15 protein-coding genes and 2 pseudogenes are annotated in these 18,007 nt (G+C 40.4%); 10 read left to right on the top strand and 7 right to left on the bottom strand.

From position 1 onward, the window contains the following. The first annotated feature begins 38 nt into the window (after nt 1-38). Nucleotides 39-1,817 (top strand): cbb3-type cytochrome c oxidase subunit I, encoded by a 1,779-nt coding sequence (locus N824_RS17995; protein WP_048906758.1) that lies wholly within the window; start codon nt 39-41, stop codon nt 1,815-1,817. Between the two features lie 114 nt (nt 1,818-1,931). Beyond that, nucleotides 1,932-2,756, top strand: a pseudogene (locus tag N824_RS17990) (carbon-nitrogen hydrolase family protein); the annotation flags it as partial. Between the two features lie 467 nt (nt 2,757-3,223). On the opposite strand, the pseudogene N824_RS38515 reads toward N824_RS17990, so the two are convergent. Beyond that, nucleotides 3,224-3,693, bottom strand: a pseudogene (locus N824_RS38515) (DUF420 domain-containing protein). A 159-nt stretch (nt 3,694-3,852) separates the two neighbouring features. Between N824_RS38515 and N824_RS29200 the strand changes: the two are divergent. The 8 genes from N824_RS29200 to N824_RS17950 all read left to right on the top strand — a co-directional run bounded on the left by N824_RS29200 (nt 3,853) and on the right by N824_RS17950 (nt 14,346). Further along, nucleotides 3,853-4,041 carry a hypothetical protein gene (locus N824_RS29200; RefSeq protein ID WP_084498384.1) on the top strand — a complete coding sequence of 63 codons (189 nt, stop codon included), beginning with the start codon at nt 3,853-3,855 and terminating at the stop codon, nt 4,039-4,041. A gap of 89 nt (nt 4,042-4,130) precedes the next feature. Next, nucleotides 4,131-4,352, top strand: coding sequence for a hypothetical protein (locus N824_RS31380; protein ID WP_048906541.1), 222 nt, complete (start codon nt 4,131-4,133; stop codon nt 4,350-4,352). Between the two features lie 881 nt (nt 4,353-5,233). After that, nucleotides 5,234-5,818 (top strand): RNA polymerase sigma-70 factor, encoded by a 585-nt coding sequence (locus tag N824_RS17975; protein WP_048906540.1) that lies wholly within the window; start codon nt 5,234-5,236, stop codon nt 5,816-5,818. Between the two features lie 72 nt (nt 5,819-5,890). Then, complete coding sequence (locus tag N824_RS17970; RefSeq protein ID WP_048906539.1) at nt 5,891-6,892, top strand: FecR family protein; 1,002 nt, start codon at nt 5,891-5,893, stop codon at nt 6,890-6,892. A 227-nt stretch (nt 6,893-7,119) separates the two neighbouring features. After that, nucleotides 7,120-10,461, top strand: coding sequence for a SusC/RagA family TonB-linked outer membrane protein (locus N824_RS17965; protein ID WP_161662335.1), 3,342 nt, complete (start codon nt 7,120-7,122; stop codon nt 10,459-10,461). 11 nt (nt 10,462-10,472) lie between these two features. Further along, on the top strand, nt 10,473-11,918 hold the full coding sequence (locus N824_RS17960) for a SusD/RagB family nutrient-binding outer membrane lipoprotein (protein WP_048906537.1): 1,446 nt from the start codon (nt 10,473-10,475) through the stop codon (nt 11,916-11,918). A 9-nt stretch (nt 11,919-11,927) separates the two neighbouring features. Then, nucleotides 11,928-13,202 carry a hypothetical protein gene (locus tag N824_RS17955; protein WP_048906536.1) on the top strand — a complete coding sequence of 425 codons (1,275 nt, stop codon included), beginning with the start codon at nt 11,928-11,930 and terminating at the stop codon, nt 13,200-13,202. 49 nt (nt 13,203-13,251) lie between these two features. Next, complete coding sequence (locus tag N824_RS17950) at nt 13,252-14,346, top strand: alkaline phosphatase family protein (protein ID WP_084498383.1); 1,095 nt, start codon at nt 13,252-13,254, stop codon at nt 14,344-14,346. Nucleotides 14,347-14,665: 319 nt separating this feature from the next. On the opposite strand, the gene N824_RS17945 is transcribed toward N824_RS17950, so the two are convergent. From N824_RS17945 to N824_RS17925, 6 genes are all read right to left on the bottom strand, one after another. Further along, on the bottom strand, nt 14,666-14,851 hold the full coding sequence (locus N824_RS17945) for a hypothetical protein (RefSeq protein WP_048906534.1): 186 nt from the start codon (nt 14,849-14,851) through the stop codon (nt 14,666-14,668). A 3-nt stretch (nt 14,852-14,854) separates the two neighbouring features. After that, complete coding sequence (locus N824_RS29195; RefSeq protein ID WP_084498382.1) at nt 14,855-14,971, bottom strand: nitronate monooxygenase; 117 nt, start codon at nt 14,969-14,971, stop codon at nt 14,855-14,857. Beyond that, on the bottom strand, nt 14,958-15,362 hold the full coding sequence (locus N824_RS17940; protein WP_052334205.1) for a PIG-L family deacetylase: 405 nt from the start codon (nt 15,360-15,362) through the stop codon (nt 14,958-14,960). Before N824_RS17940 ends, N824_RS29195 begins: the two co-directional genes overlap by 14 nt. Before the next feature lie 42 nt (nt 15,363-15,404). Beyond that, complete coding sequence (locus N824_RS17935) at nt 15,405-16,019, bottom strand: pyridoxamine 5'-phosphate oxidase family protein (protein ID WP_048906533.1); 615 nt, start codon at nt 16,017-16,019, stop codon at nt 15,405-15,407. Nucleotides 16,020-16,067: 48 nt separating this feature from the next. Next, nucleotides 16,068-17,051: a type I glyceraldehyde-3-phosphate dehydrogenase gene (locus tag N824_RS17930; RefSeq protein WP_048906532.1), complete on the bottom strand. Its 984-nt coding sequence runs from the start codon at nt 17,049-17,051 to the stop codon at nt 16,068-16,070. Between the two features lie 79 nt (nt 17,052-17,130). Then, nucleotides 17,131-17,997 (bottom strand): alpha/beta fold hydrolase, encoded by an 867-nt coding sequence (locus N824_RS17925; RefSeq protein ID WP_048906531.1) that lies wholly within the window; start codon nt 17,995-17,997, stop codon nt 17,131-17,133. Between the last annotated feature and the right edge of the window lie 10 nt (nt 17,998-18,007).

Genomic DNA, 18,007 nt, shown 5'->3' with positions numbered 1-18,007 from the left:
CTTTTTTAACAAAGTATATTTTTAGTACAGATCATAAGATGATCGCTAAGCAATTTTTAATTACGGCTATTGTAATGGCAGTGATTGCAATGGGAATGTCTGTGTTGTTTCGTTTGCAACTTGCCTGGCCAGATAAAGAATTTCCAATCTTAGAAGTTTTATTGGGAAAGTGGGCAGAAGGAGGAAGAATAAAGCCAGATTTTTACCTGGCAATGGTAACCATACATGGTACCATTATGATTTTCTTCGTATTAACGAGTGGACTGAGTGGGACTTTTAGTAATCTTTTAATTCCCTTACAAATCGGCGCAAGAGATATGGCTTCTCCACTACTGAATATGTTATCATACTGGTTTTTTCTTGTCGCTTCTTTAGTAATGTTGGGCTCGTGTTTTGTCGAAACTGGACCGGCAAGCGCGGGATGGACTGTCTACCCGCCATTATCTGCGTTACCTAAGGCAATGGCAGGTTCAGGATTAGGAATGACACTTTGGTTAATCAGTATTGTGATCTTCATCGCTTCAGGTGTGATGGGGAACATTAATTATATCAGTACAGTTTTAAATATGCGGACTAAAGGGATGACTATGTGGCGATTGCCACTAACCGTGTGGGCGTTGTTTCTTACAGCTGTGATGGCATTATTGGCCTTTCCGGTATTAACCGGAGCTGTGATTTTATTGATTTTTGATAGGAGTATGGGGACGAGTTTCTACTTGTCGGACATAGTGATTGGTACGCAAATACTGCCAAACGAAGGCGGATCGCCTATCATATGGCAACATTTGTTTTGGTTTCTTGGACACCCGGAGGTTTATATTGTGGTAATGCCGGCGTTAGGGATAACTTCAGAAGTTATCTCTAATCGTTCAAGAAAACCAATTTTTGGTTACCATGCAATGGTTTATTCCTTAATTGGGATAGTTGCATTGTCCTTCATAGTATGGGGACACCATATGTTCGTAACCGGGATGAATCCTTTCCTAGGTGGCGTATTTATGGTGACCACTTTAATTATAGCTGTCCCGTCGGCTGTTAAAACTTTTAATTTCTTAGCTACGCTATGGAGAGGAAACATTCACTTTACACCTGCAATGATGTTTGCAATAGGTTTAGTGTCATTTTTTATTTCAGGTGGTTTGACAGGTATTTACTTAGGTAACGCAGTTTTAGATATTAACCTGCACGATACCTATTTTGTTGTGGGGCACTTTCACCTTGTGATGGGATCTGCATCAGTTTTTGGCATGCTTGCTGGTGTGTACCATTGGTTTCCCAAGCTGTTCGGGCGAATGATGAATGAGAAACTTGGCTATTTACATTTCTGGATCACTTTCACATGTGCATACCTAGTATTTTTTCCGATGTATTTTCTAGGATTAGATGGCGTACCCAGACGCTACTATGCATTTACGGAATTCGAATTTATGCAAAAATGGGCTTCGGTAAATGTACTGATTACCTGGGCGGCTATAACTGCTGCAGTTGGCCAGGTCTCTTTTTTGTTTAATTTCTTTTATTCCATTTTTAAAGGAAAGCGGGCGACTCAAAATCCATGGAGTTCAAATACGTTGGAATGGACGACTCCGGTAGAACATCTGCATGGGAATTGGCCAGGCGAATTACCCGTGGTACATAGATGGGCTTATGATTATAGTAAGCCGGGCCATCATGAGGATTTTATTATGCAAACTGTTCCTTTTTCGGACACAATGGAGTCTAATCAGCACCACGATTTGAACGATGATCTTGAGCTCCTGGAGATTCAAATGAAATACGATGCTGATAGACAAAAGACAAATGATATAAATAACTGATTATGGCATTCGGAAAAATAAAAGTTGGTGTAGTMYAANCCACNTMCTSCWKNTMTTNNTGMTNTCKWKRWMNCARTKRNNGMATWRTWWKANAKCKRGAWWAAAAAGGCTCAGGAAGCTGGTTGCGAGTTATTATTGTTTCCTGAATCTTTTATTCCATGTTACCCCAGGGGACTGTCATTTGATGCAGTAATTGGACAAAGAAGCATTAAGAGCAGGAGTATGTGGTTAGACTACTGGAACAATAGTCTGGTAGAGGATTCTGAGTATACAGCACTTATTGGTGCTGCAATAAAAGAAGCTAATATGTTTGTAGCATTGGGCGTCACTGAAAAAGAAGCTGCAGGGGGTTCTCTTTTTTGTTCTTTATTTTACTTTAACTGCCGTGGACACCTAATTGGCAAGCACCGTAAACTTAAGCCCACAGGGTTAGAACGTTATATATGGGCAGAAGGTGGGAGCGATTCTCTTTTAACTTTTAACACTGATATTGGAAGAATAGGAGGGCTGATTTGCTGGGAGAATTACATGCCTCTGGCAAGAACAGCAATGTACCAAAAAGGTATTGAGATTTATCTTGCGCCTACTGCTGATACCCGCGCTTCTTGGCAGTCAACTATTCAGCATATTGCCTTGGAAGGCAGATGTTTTGTTCTGTCTGCTAACCAATATGTGACTAAAAGTGACTATCCTTCACGTTATCACGATGATGTGCAAAATCAACCGGAAATACTGAGCTCCGGAGGAAGTGTCATTGTAGGCCCTGATGGAGAAATATTGGCAGGTCCTTTGTGGAATGAAGAAGGGTTATTAACAGCGGAATTGGATTTTCAGGTGTTGTATAAATTCAAACTTGATTTTGATGTGGTTGGTCATTACTCCAGATCTGATATCTTCAAATTTAATGTCCCCGGACAACCGGATATATCAAAGGGATAGTGGATGCTGGATCGTTAAATTGTTACTTACATGATGCGGTGATATTAAATCAAGCGTTGATAAAAGATATAACACCGTTTACATAACGATAGGTTATAAAATTGTTTGTATTAAGTTTCAGTTTAATAGATGCTATTTTAGTAAGTAAACTTTTCATTTTTTGTCACTATTCAAGTGATATGCTATTCATAGATTATGAGTATATAGCACTTATTGGTGATGCAAGAATTTCCATCGCTTGCTTGCCGATATCTTTCACTATCCGTACATATGCCATCTCATAATCGTAAAAGCTTTTTATCTTATTCAACTCCTCTATCTCTAAGCAAACCAGTATACTTTTTTTAAGCACAAAGGAATAGAATGCTGGAGTTTAAAAAAGGAATAATGAGGGATATCCCTGAAATAAAATTAAAATCTAAGACAGCTTCGTATTGAAATTTTGATATTAGAAATCCCAATAATGACTACCTATAATAGGGAGAAATTAGTAAATAAACAATTACTCCTGTTAAGCTTACATATAACCAAATGGGCATTGTCCATCGTGTAATTCTTTTATGCAAATTTATTTCCATATTTAGACCTCGGCCGATTGATATCAACGCTAAAGGAACTGTAATAGTTGCAAAAATAATATGAGTAATTAAGATGAAAAAATAAATATATCTAATAATTCTAACCCTCCATACTTAGTTGAAGGCGTAGTAAAATGATAAAGTAAATAAGAAAATAAAAATATTGATGTATATACAAAAGCTGACAAAATGAAATTACGATGTCTTTTGATATTTTTATCCTTGATCGCAAAAAGAGCCAACAAGAGAAAAATAAAGGTAGAGCCGGTCAGTATTGCGTTTAATAGTGGTAAAAAAGAAAAGTCATACCCGATATGATTCTTTWTTTSRRAWAAAGAATGCGAAGAAAATGAGCCCACTTATTCCTAAAGTTAAAGCCCATATTAATGGTTTGTAATTTTTCACTGTATTTTGTGTTTTTTGTTCAAACAAAGAATTTTCTTTATACTATACTTCGCTCGGGATGGATTTGTGCATTTAATAAACGAAAAAAGCATCTTTGTAAAACCGAACAAAAGATGCTTGCAACGAATCTGAATAAGAATGAGCTTGCAGAGTTAAATTACAAAAGACTTTATTTCCTTGTCCGATTGTTCAAAACTTTGATTACACAATGTCACTTTTTTCTGGCTGCAGGATTATTTATCGCACCGTCTTATGATGTTGTGAAATGCAGTGGTTTAGGTTACGCATCTTTATTGGCTTAATACAAGGGCTATGGAAGAACACAATTCGATTGTCTCAGTTTTATTTCACAGGTTTAGGCTTTCAGTAGCGTCCAATTTTCTTCAAAAAATTGGAGCAAGCGGAAATTGGGCAGTACCCCTATTTTACCTTCCCAAGTTGTCACCAGGAGGGATTTGCTAATCTGGAAGGCAGAAAAGAAGAAATGACTGCTTTACAAGTCTCATCGACTGCTATTGTAAAAATGGAAGAAATGATGCGCCAGGGAGCGCCCTTGTTTCATGTCAATGAAACGCGTGAAGCGAACAGGGGGCGCATAATGGTATTTGTATAGATGTATTTTGTGGCGCTGGAGGGTTAAGCCTAGGGCTAGAGTGGGCTGGTATCATCAGTCAAAGGGAAGGCTAGATGAAAAAATCAAAGAGAAATTTTAGAAGAACTTTTATTTATCCCATATGGGATATATAGTGTTTTCGGCGCAGGAATTTTGTATTAACAAATTCAAAAAGAACAGTAGAGAACCAGATTACCAGTGCCCTGAAGCATTTAAGAGCAACATACCCTCAATCCGCGTATTCCCTTGCCTGTGCTGTTTTTTTATATGCCCTGCTGAAGTGACATCAGATTAGTTTTGCAACCTGGTAAAAGGAAATTTAGGTTGTCCTTTAAGAAAGTTGCCAGTAAAATTATTCTGGAAGACAATATAACGGTATTGCCAGCGACTGTAGGTATTGATGCCAAAATTTTATGAAATTGACTTAATATATTTAACGGAGGATGACATTTGATCTCTAAGTAATTTTATTGATCTTTATTCGGTAATAAATTAATAATCTTTAACAGAGAAAAATATACGATCGTGAAGATCAAGGGCGAATTTACCCACATCAAAAAAGGTGTATGCGCCAATTGCGATTATAGCTGCTCCTAGGCTCCACGATTAAGCTAAATCGAAAAGGGCCAGTAATTCATTGTCAGAACAAGGGTCTATTAATTTATTCGCATCATAATCTGAAACCAGAATCAGATAACGGACGACAAGAATAACTCAGCTCTAACTTTGATGCAGTCTAATCCTTGGCACTAAAATGTCTAAATACCCAAGAGGTATTTACACTAGCACAAAATTGATGTTAACAATCACTTAACCAAGAGTTAATATGTACTTGCTTTTAGCCCGCTACTTTTGTTGCGGATAAAAGCAAGCCGTCAATTATGATATTTAAGGGATTACCAGATCGGACATTGATCGATCATTGTAAACAGGGCAATTACAGGGCATTCAACGAGCTTTTCCGGAGATACTTTAATAAGCTGTATCAATTTTCATTAAAATATGTGAGGGATGAATCTGTTGCGGAGGGCCTGGTATTAGATCTTCTGCTAAAGATCTGGCAAAAAAGTGATCAGATCATGACCAACAGTGAAATTGCCCCTTATCTTTTTAGCGCGATGAAAAATACCCTGTTTAATCATATTCGTAAAAGACAGGAGGTTACTGTGCCAATAGATTCAATTGCCGAATCTTTAATAGGGGTTTCTTCACCCCTGCAGGATTTGGAAGCAAAAGAACTTCAGTTAGCTTACAGTCAAACCCTTTCCCAATTGAGTCCGCAACGCAAAAAGGTTTTTGTCATGAGCCGAGAGATGAACATGAACCACAAAGAGATTGCTGCTGAGCTGCAATTGTCTGTCAATACCGTTGAAAATCACATCGGTGCTTCGATCAGATTTCTACGACGGGAACTTCAAAAACATACGGATATAGCACTTCTGATGTTGCTCATGCTTTTTTTGTAAAATAATTTCTTTTCCATTAGTGGTTGCCTTCAGAAAATGTGTATTAACATTTAGAAGCATCTTGATAACGAAATGGAGCAACAGGTAAATAAGCAAGTCATCCGAAAATATCTTAAAGGAGAGTGTTCTCCGTCCGAATTGCAGATCATGAAATTGTTTCTGCAAAGGGAAGATGCGGAGCAACTTATCGACCAGGTTTGGGTTGAGGAATGGGCAGCATTTGAAGAAGCAGAGATTTCTGATCAGGATATAGCGATTTGGAAGAACCGCTTCACGGAGGAGCGACTACAAGAGAATTCTTTACCGATGAGTAGCGGAAATAAATTCTTCTTGCTTCGGTATGCGGCTGTCTGGTTAACGCTCATACTTGGAGTAGGGATATGGTACGGCATTACCAATTTAAAAAGGCAGGAAACTAAGATCGCGGCTGTGACCATGTTTGAACGTGTTAATGCCAATGGGCAGCGTGTTCAGGTACGGTTATCGGACAGTTCTATTGTTTATCTGGCAGGAGGGAGTACGTTGAGGTATCCATCACGGTTTGTTGGTAATACAAGGGAGATTATCCTACATGGCGAGGCTTTTTTTGAGGTCGCCAAAAATCCGAAAAAACCTTTTATTATTCATACTGGAGAGATCAGGACCCTTGTTGTAGGAACATCATTCCGGATCAACGCTTTTAAAAACAAACCATTCTTAGTAGAGGTAGCTAGCGGAAAAGTCCGGATAGCTCATGAACAAGGAAATCATGAAACCCCACTTGCCGTATTGATTCCAGGACAAAGCTTATCCTGGAAAAACAATCAGGCCATACTAGGGCAAATAAATGCAGATGATGTGTCGGAGTGGAAAAACGGAAGATTGGTTTTTAATAAGGCTACATTAAGGGAAATGGCTACAGTATTTGAGCGCTGGTACAATGTAGACTTCATTTTTAAACATCAGACAAAGGGGCAGCAGCATATGACCATCACACTCAGCGCAAAGGTTCCGCTGTCTGATATTATGGAGGTGCTTGCCCCCACCGGTAAATTCAGCTACAAAATTCAGGGAAGACAAGTGATCATTAATTAACAGAGTACGAACTAACAAAAAAAATATGTAAAAGAGAGATACTAAAAAAAACCGCTCCTGAAGTCAGGAACGGATTTAGACAAACAAGCCGCAAGTTTTCGACGACCATTGGGCTTAATGAATGATAACAGATTTACCGCCATAGGCGGGCAGACCCATTATTTAACAAAAATATGAAAAAAGGTTCAATCCTTCACTCAACAGTAAGAAACAAACTTATCTTTCTCATGAAATGCTCCTTTATTTTATTGGTTGCACTCCTTACTCTAACCAGTATGCTATTTGCCAGTGAAGCGAATAGCCAGAATCTGGACAGATTGAAAATCTCCCTGCGTCTGGAAAGAGCGGGAATCAAAGAGGGTTTACTAGCAGTTCAAAAACAGTCAAAATTACGTTTCTCCATACCGGATGATCTGATTAGCAAGTATCCGAGGAACATTGAGATCAATTCGGATGAAATCAGTGTAAAAAACGCAATAGAGGCAATATTAAAGCATACCAATCTCCAGTACCGGATAGTAAATAATTTTATCCTGATTGAAACCAAGCCGGTTCCTCAGCAGCCAGGTAGAATTAGTGGAAAAATAACAGATACCAAAGGGGAACCGCTGCCTGGTGCCAGCATAAGGATCATAGAGCTGAACAGAAGCTTTTCTAATAATAATGACGGATCATATACTGTAGACGTGAAACCCGGTATATACAGTGTCGAGGTTAAATATATGTCTTTTGCTACCCAACTTAAAACAGCTATTGTGGTGGAAGAAGGTAAAATTGTTACTGTAGATTTTGTGTTAAAAGAGGACACTGGTGTGCTTAATGAAGTTGTGGTGACTGCCCTGGGAATTAAAAAAGAGGTGAAAAAACTAGGCTATGCCGTGCAGGAAATTAAAAGCGATGCCATTAGCAAGGTACCTACAAACAATTTTGCTACACAATTGAGTGGCAAAGTCGCAGGTTTAACTGTATTCAATTCTCCTAATCTGATGCAGCAAACAAAAATTGAACTCAGGGGCAGGGAACCATTAATGGTAATTGACGGAATTCCTGTGAATTCCAATACCTATGATATCAATGCGCTGGACATCGAAAACATTTCTGTTTTAAAAGGAGCTACTGCAGCAGCGCTTTATGGATCTAAGGGGCAAAATGGTGCGATTCAAATTACCACGAAATCAGCTGGAAAAGGAACTTCTGTAGAGCTGAGCCAAAGGTCAATATTCCGCACCGGCTGGATCGTTTTTCCGGAAACTCAGACCCAGTACGGAAACGGCGAACAGGGTAAGTATGCTTATTTCGATGGAATGGGTAACGGAACATTTGACAATGATTTCGTATGGGGCCCGAAAATGGATGTAAAAGATCCTTCTACTGCCAGTGGATATTGGGAAACTCCTCAATGGGACAGTCCTTTAGATGCAAATGGGAAACGGATACCAACTCCATTTATTTCAAGGGGTAGAAACAACTTGAAAAACTTTTTAGAAACAGGGAGTACCATCAGCAATTATGCATCTATATCTTCCTCAAATGAGAAGACGAGTATGCGCTTAGGTTTAGGATATGATTATACTAATGGAGAAGTTCCTTCTACTGAGCTGAAAAATTATAATGCAACCTTGAATGTAACCTCTCAGGCTACTGATCGCCTGAAATTGTCATCGACACTTCAATTCAATAAACAGGATTCACCAAACTTTCCTCGTCTCAATTATGGCAATACCAATATCTTGTACGGGATGCTGATATGGGCAGGCGCTGATGTGGATATGCGTGGGTTTAAAGACTACTGGAAACCGGGAAAGGAGAATTATGAACAGTTGTATTTCAATTATTCCTGGATCAATAATCCTTACTATATGGCTTATGAGCAAACCCAGTCTCTAAGCAGGAATAAGTTTTTCGGTGTTGCCAGTGCCGACTACCAGATCTCCAAATTCTTCAGCGCAACTTTAAGGCAAAGTGCTGAGGTGTCTGGAACAACTAATGAAATGAAATACCCGTACGGATACATCGGTGCGAATGCGATAAAGGGAAATTACGAACTTACCGATGCAAATGTGTCTGAGTACAATACTGATGCATTTATTAAATATGGTTCAACGTTAGGGAAATTCGGCATCAATGCTTTTGTTGGAGGAAGTGTCAATTTCAAGCAGAATACGCTTCACAATTCAAAAACACAAGGCCTTCAGGTTCCGCAAATTTATAACCTTTCCAATTCCATAGGTTCAGTTTTGTCAACTAACTCACTTACACAGTATGCAAGAAACAGCTTATTTGCCTCAGCCGATCTGAGTTATGACGATGCCTATTTCCTGTCTTTAACAGAGCGTGTTGATGTGTCTTCTGCACTTCCTGAAAGCAATAACCAATACAGCTATCCATCGGTTTCAGGTTCGGTGATCTTGTCCAAATTGCTTCATATGCCAAGCTCAAGCTTTCTTAAAGTGAGAGGATCATGGGCAATGGTACGTGCAGACCTGGCACCTTACCAATATGCGAGCTATTATAACCCGTCTATCATCTATGATGGAAACAACTCGGTAACTTATTCCCCGGTTTTAGGGAATGAGCAGCTCAGACCTCAAAAAACTACAGGCTATGAACTGGGCACAAATGCATCCTTCTTTGGAGGAAAGCTGACAGTTGACCTTACGGCTTACAGGTATGTGGATTCAGAATCTATTTATGACCAGAATGCCTCACTTGCTTCAGGTTTCACCAGATATAAGATCAACGGCAACAGATTCAATCGCTTTGGTTATGAAGCCATTTTGGGAACCAATCTGGAGATCAGTAACAATGTAGAACTGACCTCTACGATTAACTGGAGTTTAAATAGGAATAAGCTTGCTGAAATTTATGGCGGGGCAGACAACCTGGGAGGTATCAGAGTTGGTGACCGGATGGATTTGTATATGACCAGCAATACCATGCAGAAAGCTCCCGACGGACAGCTGATCATTGGACCTAACGGACTTCCGGTTAAGGATACCGAGCTAAAAACATTAGGTCATATCGGACCAGACTGGACCGCCAGCTGGTTTAATAATTTTAAGCTTTTTAAACAGTTTAACGTCAGCTTCTTACTGGAAGGTCGCGTAGGGGGAATAGACCAGGCAAACCTTAATCAGCAGCTGTGGTATTCGGGAGCCCATCCTGATGCAGTAGGACCAGATCGTGAAGCTTATACCCGCGGAGAACCTTATATCGCAAAAGGGGTAAACCTGGTAAACGGCCAGTATGTTCCAAATACCTATAAAACGACATATAAAGATTTTTCTGAACAATACTGGTACCGCATGAACGGTGAATCCAATGTGTTTGATCTGACTTTTCTTAAGCTTAGGGAAGTGTCCATCGGATATGATCTGCCAAAATCATTACTTGACAAGTTCAAATTGAACATTAAAGGTGCTTCCTTTAGTGTGGTAGGTTCAAATTTATTTATCGCTTCTGCTTTCCCGCTATCTGATCCAGATATCGGTAATGGTGGCAGCAACGGCAATTTACTTCAATTCCCTTCTGCAAGAAATGTTGGATTTAATTTAAACGTGAAATTTTAACACCTGAACAGATGACTAAGAAACTTATATACCTGATGGTAAGTGTGATCCTGATGCTTACCGCTTGCAAACAAGAAAAATACAACAAGGATCCTAACCGCCCTACAGAAGTAGGTGCACAGGCAATTCTGCCAAACGTCATATTTAACAGCTTTAAAAATCGTTATCCATGGCAACCCGGATTGGCTGTAAGACATGCGACAGCTACTTCCGACAGGCAGGCATATCAAACCTATGAATGGGCAAACGGAGACTGGGCAGAATTTAATATACTTCGTGATGTGACCAAGATGATGGAAAGTGCCGCAGGTGCAAAGGAATACCTGGCGATCGGAAAAATTTTAAGGGCCCATAATTTCTTCTTTCTGACCAGAATGTACGGCGCGGTTCCTTACAGCGAGGCCCTTAATGGACAACAGTCTAACAATTATCAGCCCAAGTATGATAGTCAGAAACAGGTTATGCTCGGCATACTCCAGGAACTGGAAGAGGCGAATCAATTATTGAGTACCCCTGGAGCTGCAATTACCGGAGATATTTTATACAACGGTGATCTTAAAAAGTGGCGTAAACTTGCAAATTCCTATAAATTAAGGGTATTGCTCATGCTCAGTAAAAAGGAAAGTGATACCGATTTACAAATAGCTAAAAGATTTAATGACATCGTCTCGAGTCCAACCTTATATCCAATCTTTGAGGGCGATGAGGATGAAGCAAAGATAAGTTACAGGGATTATGAAAACATACGATACCCACTTTATATGGATTTTAATGTCCGTAACAAACGTTTTATAGGGAAAACCCTTGCTGATATTTTAAAGAAGCTGGAAGATCCACGTCTGTTCTACTTCGCTACTCCATTTTTAAATGCTGCTGCACAAGGTAAGAGGGGTTTCGATGCTTATCAGGGGATCGATGCTTCAAAATCCCTTACTGCGGCTACTGAAGATGGAGCTTCAGGGAATTACAGCCGTGTCAACGGTCATAATTATACCGAACTCCCTATAGGAAAACCATCACTAGGATTTAGCTATGCTGAATTGATGTTAGCTATGGCTGAAGCAGCTGAAAGAGGATGGATACAGGCAAATGCAAGTACCTTTTACGAACATGCTGTTCAATCCTCGTTTAAGTTTTATGACCTCGCTGGATCAGACCAGGCTTACCTGGTCAGAAACCCTCTTTCATCGGTTAAAGAGATTGCTTTGAGCCAGATATATGAACAGCGTTATATTTTATTTAATGCTCAGTCGGATTTTGAGGTGTTCTTTCATTATCACCGTACAAACTTCCCTGTAATTGTTTCTGGCCAGGGGCAGGCTACCGCTGTTGTTCCATTCCGTTTCCTTTACCCTACTGATGAACAAAGAGTAAATGCAGCAAATTATCAGGATGCCCTTAAGACACAAGGCTTCACCTCTGATAATATCCTGATGAAACCATGGTTGTACCAATAATTTAATGTCATGAAAAGATTGATCTTAATTGTAATCGCATTAGTATGTCTGCAGGAATTGTCTAATGCTCAAAATAAAAAGCCAATCCCTGCCTGGAAGGCAGGCAACCTGGATATTATCATTTTTAAAACCGGGAGAGGAGATGCCATATTTACTATTATGCCCGACGGCACTACAATGCTGTCCGATCCGGGAGAGTTGGATCTGACAGATCCCAGAACAGAATCAGACCGTAATTCCAGGGCATATCCAAATGCCTCAAGATTTGCCGATGAATGGATTTCCACTTATATACGTCAGGTTAGTCCCTCAAAAAAGCCTTCATTTGTAGATTATGCATTTATTACGCACTTCCATGATGATCACTATGGACTGATTTATGAAGGTGCCAGAAAATCCAGGAACGGTGACTACTATCTTTCCGGCATGACAGGGGTGGGTGATCAGATTAGCTTTGGGAAAATTCTGGACCGGGGTTATCCAAACTACAATACACCTGTAGATATCAGAACACAGCTTAAAAAGAGAAATGAAATCAAGGAATACAATACCCTGTTAAATTACATTCGTTATGCCGAAGAGAAAAAAAAGAAGGATGGCACAAAGATCGAGCAATTCGAAGTGGGAAGTGATAAACAAATTGTGTTGAATAATAATCCTAAAGCTTATCCTAATTTTTCAGTCCGGAATATACAGGGGAATGGCTGGGTTTGGAATAAGGACACAGGAAAGAACTTCTACGTGTACCCGGATACTACAAAATATATTCCCTCAGAAAATGGTTTGAGCCTAGGTTACTTGATTACGTATGGTAATTTTAAATTTTATCATGGGGGCGATATTCCCGGGGTTGTTACTATCGGGAATCCTGAATATTATGATGTAGAATCCAAAATGGCATCCTCGATAGGGAGAGTGGATGTTGCAATTGCCAATCATCATGGCGGGCGTGATGTTTTGAATCCTTTATTTATTAAAACCCTGCAGCCCAGAGTTTGGTTTGAGGTGGTTTGGTCAAGCGACCAGCCATCCCACGAGACTTTAACGCGCATGCTCTCCAGATCTATTTATACAGGAGAGCGTGATTTGTTTGCAACAGATATCTTACCGGCAAACAAAGTGGTGATTGGGGATCTTATTGATAATTCTTATAAATCCACTAGTGGGCACATCTGGCTGCAGGTAAAACCCGATGGAAGCTATACGGTATCAACGCTTGAAACTGTGGACAATATGCTGCGCCTGAAAAATTCTTATGGCCCTTATTACAGTGAGAAAAAATAAAAGCCTTAATAAGCTGTACTAAATTTTAATTAACCACTAAATCATTATTGTGAGAAAATTAATTCTTCTTTTCGTCGCTGTCAGCATGTTTGGACAGCTGCGCGCACAAAATATCAAAACCAAAAATATAATCATTGTTACCCTTGATGGCTTTCGCTGGCAAGAGCTTTACCGTGGGGCCGACTCAGCCCTGATCAATTCAAAGTTTACTAAGGATAAAGAGGAAGTGACGAAAAAATTCTGGGGCCCGGATGTATCTACCCGTCGAAAGTTACTGCTGCCATTTTTTTGGAATGTGATGGCGGAAAAGGGACAGCTTTATGGTAACAGGGACGTGGGAAATAAAAGTGAAGTCGCCAACCCATATCATTTTTCCTACCCCGGATATAATGAAATCTTTACCGGTTTTCCGGATGTAAGGGTAAATTCTAACGATCCTGTTCCTAACCCCAATACAAACATTCTTGAATATTTAAATAAGCAAAAGGGGTTTGAAGGTAAGGTTGCTGCATTTACCTCATGGCACATCTTTCCTGCCATATTGAATGAAAAGCGCTCCGGGTTAAAGGTAAACCCGGGGTACTCCGACTTTAAAGATGCAAAAGCCAGTGAAAGACTGAAGTTTTTGAACGAAATTCAACACAAAGTGCCTGAGATCCTTGGGCCCGATATACGTCTTGACTTTTTGACCTTTGAGTTTGGCAAAGAATACCTTAAGCAATATAAACCACGTGTCTTATATCTGGGTTTTGCTGAAACAGATGATTTAGCACATGAAGGAAGTTATAAATACTATTTACAGTCGGCGAATAAAGAAGATGGTTTTTTGAAGGAACTGTGGCAATATCTGCAAACAGACCCACAGTATAAAGATAAAACCACCTTAATCATTACCAGTGATCACGGACGGGGAGAGGCACCCCTGGAAAAATGGATGGGTCATGGAACAGATACTCCCAATTCTGAGCAAAGCTGGGTTGCTGTAATAGGTCCTGATACACCACCAAAAGGTGTAATAAAAACCCAAACGAGCATTTATCATAAGCAACTGGCCCAGACTATCGCCAATTTACTTGGTCTTGATTTCAAAGCTGCTGCAGGACATGAAGTCGGTGATGCGATAAGCAGTATCACAGGTAAATAAACATTTCTAAATTATATCTTTTGCTAAGCCATGAATTTCAACTTTTTCAAGTTAAAGTTCATGGCTTGAATTCATTATCGATGGTAGAGCAATTTCCAAATCGCCATGCCATACAGTGTTCAAAATCATTAAGAGGGGAACCGTATGCAACCAATAGAAAGCTGCTTGGTTTGGTTTATTTCAGACCACTAGTTAACCATTTTAGGAAACGCATAATTACAAAGATTCAACATCTTCCATTAAGTCTTCGACGATAGCTTTACATGTTTTGATATCCCTGATCAGCCCCAGACTACTCGAAAACGTGTCGATGCCTAGTTCAGTATTGCCCTGCAGCATTCCATATTGTACCCTCCCCTGCGTAAGCCTTTCGATCAATCTCCTCACCCTTAGCTCCAGCCGCTTCTAGTGCCTTAAGTTCCAGCGCCAGTTTATTGGGTGTTGACCGCTGATAAGAATATGAGGTTAGATATAATACCAGGTTTTCAGTGCTATATCTGATCATTTCTTAGACACCTTCAGCCCCAAGCGCAAAAGCAGCATTCACCGTTCTTTTATCCACAATTCCTGCTGCCGCTACTACCGGAAGACCGACTGCATGAACAAGCATTCTAACGATAGTCATTGTTCCAACCTGATAACAGGAATGCGGCCTGGGAAACTAGTTCAGAGGCTTTTTTATGATCAGGATGCCGATCATGAATGGCATTGGCCAGAATGATTTTTGGTCTGTAACGCCGGATTAACCTAATGACTTCCATTTGGTTCTTCTGATTGTTCTCAAGATTTCCATCTCCTAAATCCAGCTGTACACGGTCTTGCAGGCCAAGTAGTTTAGCTGCAAGAGTTGATTCCCGCTCACGTGAATGCTGATCACCGAATGTTCCCAGTTCACCTCTGCTGAGGTCTGATATGACCACTTTTCCGCCAAGAGCGGTTGTACTAATCACTACTCCGCCAGCGGCACATTCTACATCATCAGGATGGGCTCCGAATGCGAGTATGTCAATGTTCATGTTCTTTCCTTGTTTGTGTTGTGCTTATTTGCTATACATGTATTATTTGCCGAACAGTTTTTCCTTTAGAGACTTAACTTCCTGTTCCAGGGTTTTGATATACTGTTTTTGCGGTTCAAACAGTTCCTGTATTTCCTCGATACTATATTTTGGCGTAATATGCTGGGGGCAGTTCCAGTCGTAAGCTTTTATGTGGAAGATCATCATTCTTTCAGGCTTGAACTTATAGTCCTGAGGGCGCAAATCCTCATAAAGCTCATGATTTTCGTCGATTTCTATAATTTCAGCCTCTGCATATATTTTCAATCTGGCACGAAGCGGGTAGGAGAGTAAAATAAGGGAAACTTTGGGATCCCTGGATATGTTACCTACGGAAATATACTGGCGGTTTCCCGTAAAATCAACGATGCCAATGGTCATTTTGTCGATGATTTTAATGAAACCTTTGGGACCACCCCGATGCTGGATGTAAGGGAACCCGTTTTCACCAAATGAAGACATGTAAAAACTATCCAGGTGACTTATGAATTCCGTTTCATTATCTGTTAATCCATCAACATAAGTCATTTTCTGCATCCGTTCATAGGCTGCCCGGCTGCCCAGTCTTTCCTGAATTTTTTTGATTGCATCGGTAAATGCCAGTTCTGAGTAGTTCATTACATTGCGTTTAGATTTTCACCATTGAAATAAGACTTATCATGAGGACTATAACGACTGAATTTGCCTGATCATCTGATTGGTAAATCCCCATTCATTGTCATACCATGCCATCACCTTTACCAGATCTCCATCAACTACCCGGGTCATCTCCAGGTCTACAACAGCAGCGAATGGACTTTTAATGATATCTGTTGATACCAAAGGTTCATCGGTTACCGCTATGACTTTATAATACCTTGCCGTCAGAGCCTCTTCTGTCAGCACTGCATTGATTTCTTCTGCACTAGTTGCACGTTCGGCGATAAAGGTGATGTCGGAAATTGAACCTACAGGTACAGGCACCCTGATGGCCACACCATCAAACTTGCCTGCGTATTGTGGTAAAGCTTTCGTGGTAGCTATTGCAGCGCCTGTAGCAGCAGGAGCAAGGTTAATCCCGGCAGCCCTCCCCATTCTTGGTTCCTTATTGGAGGGTGAATCTACCAGACTTTGTGAGGCGGTATAGGCATGTGTAGTATTGAGTATCGCTTTTTTGATGCCGATTCTGCGGCCTAATATTTCAATGATCGGACTGATGTTATTGGTCGTACAGCTTGCACATGAAAATACCGATACTTTACCGTCCTCAGTGTTCACGCCATGTACGACAGTGGGGGTATCTTTAGTCGGCCCTGAGATGACCACAAAGCGCGCGCCGGCCTGAAGATGTTTTTCAGCATCGTTCTTATTGGTGAATACGCCAGTACTCTCCACAACTACATCTACCTCAAGTGCTTTCCAGGGCAGATCAGTCAACTCTCTGATCGCAGTATATCTTATCGCTTTACCATCGATATAAATCAGATCGCCCTGGTAGCTTACACTTTTTTCATAGCCACCGTAAATACTATCATGCTTTAATAAATACACTGCATTTTCGATGGTCATTAAATCGTTTATCCCTACCACTTCCAGATCTTGGGTTTGTAAGATGATTTTCAAGGTTGCCCTGCCTATCCTGCCAAATCCGTTGATTGCTATTCTTTTCATTTTCTTTAGTTTAAAAACTGTGATTTTAAAACAGAAATACCTGCTGCAAGAGAAATTGTAGCAAGTATCACTTTAAGTATTATTTTACTACTTTTCTGGCAAGGAAGTCGCCGATTAATGTTGCGATTTCTGTTCCATGGCTCTCCAAAGCGAAGTGTCCGGTTTCAAAAAGATGGAACTCCAGATTTTTCAAATCTTTTTTGAATGCTTCGGCGCCTGATCCGGGAAAGATGTAATCGTTTTTACCGTATACGATCAGGGTTTGTGGCTGATGATCCCTGAAATATTGCTGCCATTTTGGGTACAGCGGCACATTGGTTTGATAGTCGTAGAACAACGCCAGCTGAATGTCACCATTTTCCGGTCTTTCCAGGTGTCTTAAGTCGATTTCCCAGTTGTCCGGTGAGATGGCCCTCACATCGGGTACGCTGTGTGTATATTGCCATTTTAATCCATTTTCATCATGGAATCCCCTTAAGCTGGTCTCCGCCTCTTTATCATTTATGTTTTTCCAGTAAGCTTTAATTGGATCCCAGAAGGCCTCTAATCCTTCTTCGTACGCACATCCGTTCTGAATGATCAGTGAATCTACTTTTTCGGGATTTGCACTGGCAATCCTGAACCCAACAGGAGCCCCGTAATCCATCAGGTATAGGCTGTATTTCTGGATATCAAGCTCAGCCAATAGGGTCGTAACGATTTTGGCATAGTTATCAAAGGTGTATTCAAATGAGGCAATGGGTGGCTGTTCGCTTCTGCCGTATCCGGGGTAATCCGGAGCGATTAAATGGTATTGGTCTGAGAGGTCATTAATTAGGTTCCTGTACATGTGTGATGAAGTAGGGTAGCCATGCAGCAGTACCAGTGTTGGTTTGTTTTTGTCGCCCGCTTCTCTGTAGAAAATTTCCACTCCCTGGATTTTTCTGGTATTGTAAGTTGTTTTCATAGAGGGTTTT

Source organism: Pedobacter sp. V48 (assembly GCF_000523515.1).
In the GTDB taxonomy this organism is placed as follows: Bacteria; Bacteroidota; Bacteroidia; order Sphingobacteriales; family Sphingobacteriaceae; genus Pedobacter.
The sequence above is the reverse complement of the archived record's forward strand: the minus strand, read 5'-3'. Positions and strand labels throughout refer to the sequence as shown.

Excerpts from the sequence above, each read along its gene's own strand:
- N824_RS17995 (WP_048906758.1), top strand. The coding sequence starts at position 39 with ATGATCGCTAAGCAATTTTTAATTACGGCTATTGTAATGGCAGTGATT.
- N824_RS29200 (WP_084498384.1), top strand. The coding sequence starts at position 3,853 with ATGCTTGCAACGAATCTGAATAAGAATGAGCTTGCAGAGTTAAATTAC.
- N824_RS17975 (WP_048906540.1), top strand. The coding sequence starts at position 5,234 with ATGATATTTAAGGGATTACCAGATCGGACATTGATCGATCATTGTAAA.
- N824_RS17970 (WP_048906539.1), top strand. The coding sequence starts at position 5,891 with ATGGAGCAACAGGTAAATAAGCAAGTCATCCGAAAATATCTTAAAGGA.
- N824_RS17965 (WP_161662335.1), top strand. The coding sequence starts at position 7,120 with ATGAAATGCTCCTTTATTTTATTGGTTGCACTCCTTACTCTAACCAGT.
- N824_RS17960 (WP_048906537.1), top strand. The coding sequence starts at position 10,473 with ATGACTAAGAAACTTATATACCTGATGGTAAGTGTGATCCTGATGCTT.
- N824_RS17955 (WP_048906536.1), top strand. The coding sequence starts at position 11,928 with ATGAAAAGATTGATCTTAATTGTAATCGCATTAGTATGTCTGCAGGAA.
- N824_RS17945 (WP_048906534.1), bottom strand. The coding sequence starts at position 14,851 with ATGATCAGATATAGCACTGAAAACCTGGTATTATATCTAACCTCATAT.
- N824_RS29195 (WP_084498382.1), bottom strand. The coding sequence starts at position 14,971 with ATGACTATCGTTAGAATGCTTGTTCATGCAGTCGGTCTTCCGGTAGTA.
- N824_RS17940 (WP_052334205.1), bottom strand. The coding sequence starts at position 15,362 with ATGAACATTGACATACTCGCATTCGGAGCCCATCCTGATGATGTAGAA.
- N824_RS17935 (WP_048906533.1), bottom strand. The coding sequence starts at position 16,019 with ATGAACTACTCAGAACTGGCATTTACCGATGCAATCAAAAAAATTCAG.
- N824_RS17930 (WP_048906532.1), bottom strand. The coding sequence starts at position 17,051 with ATGAAAAGAATAGCAATCAACGGATTTGGCAGGATAGGCAGGGCAACC.
- N824_RS17925 (WP_048906531.1), bottom strand. The coding sequence starts at position 17,997 with ATGAAAACAACTTACAATACCAGAAAAATCCAGGGAGTGGAAATTTTC.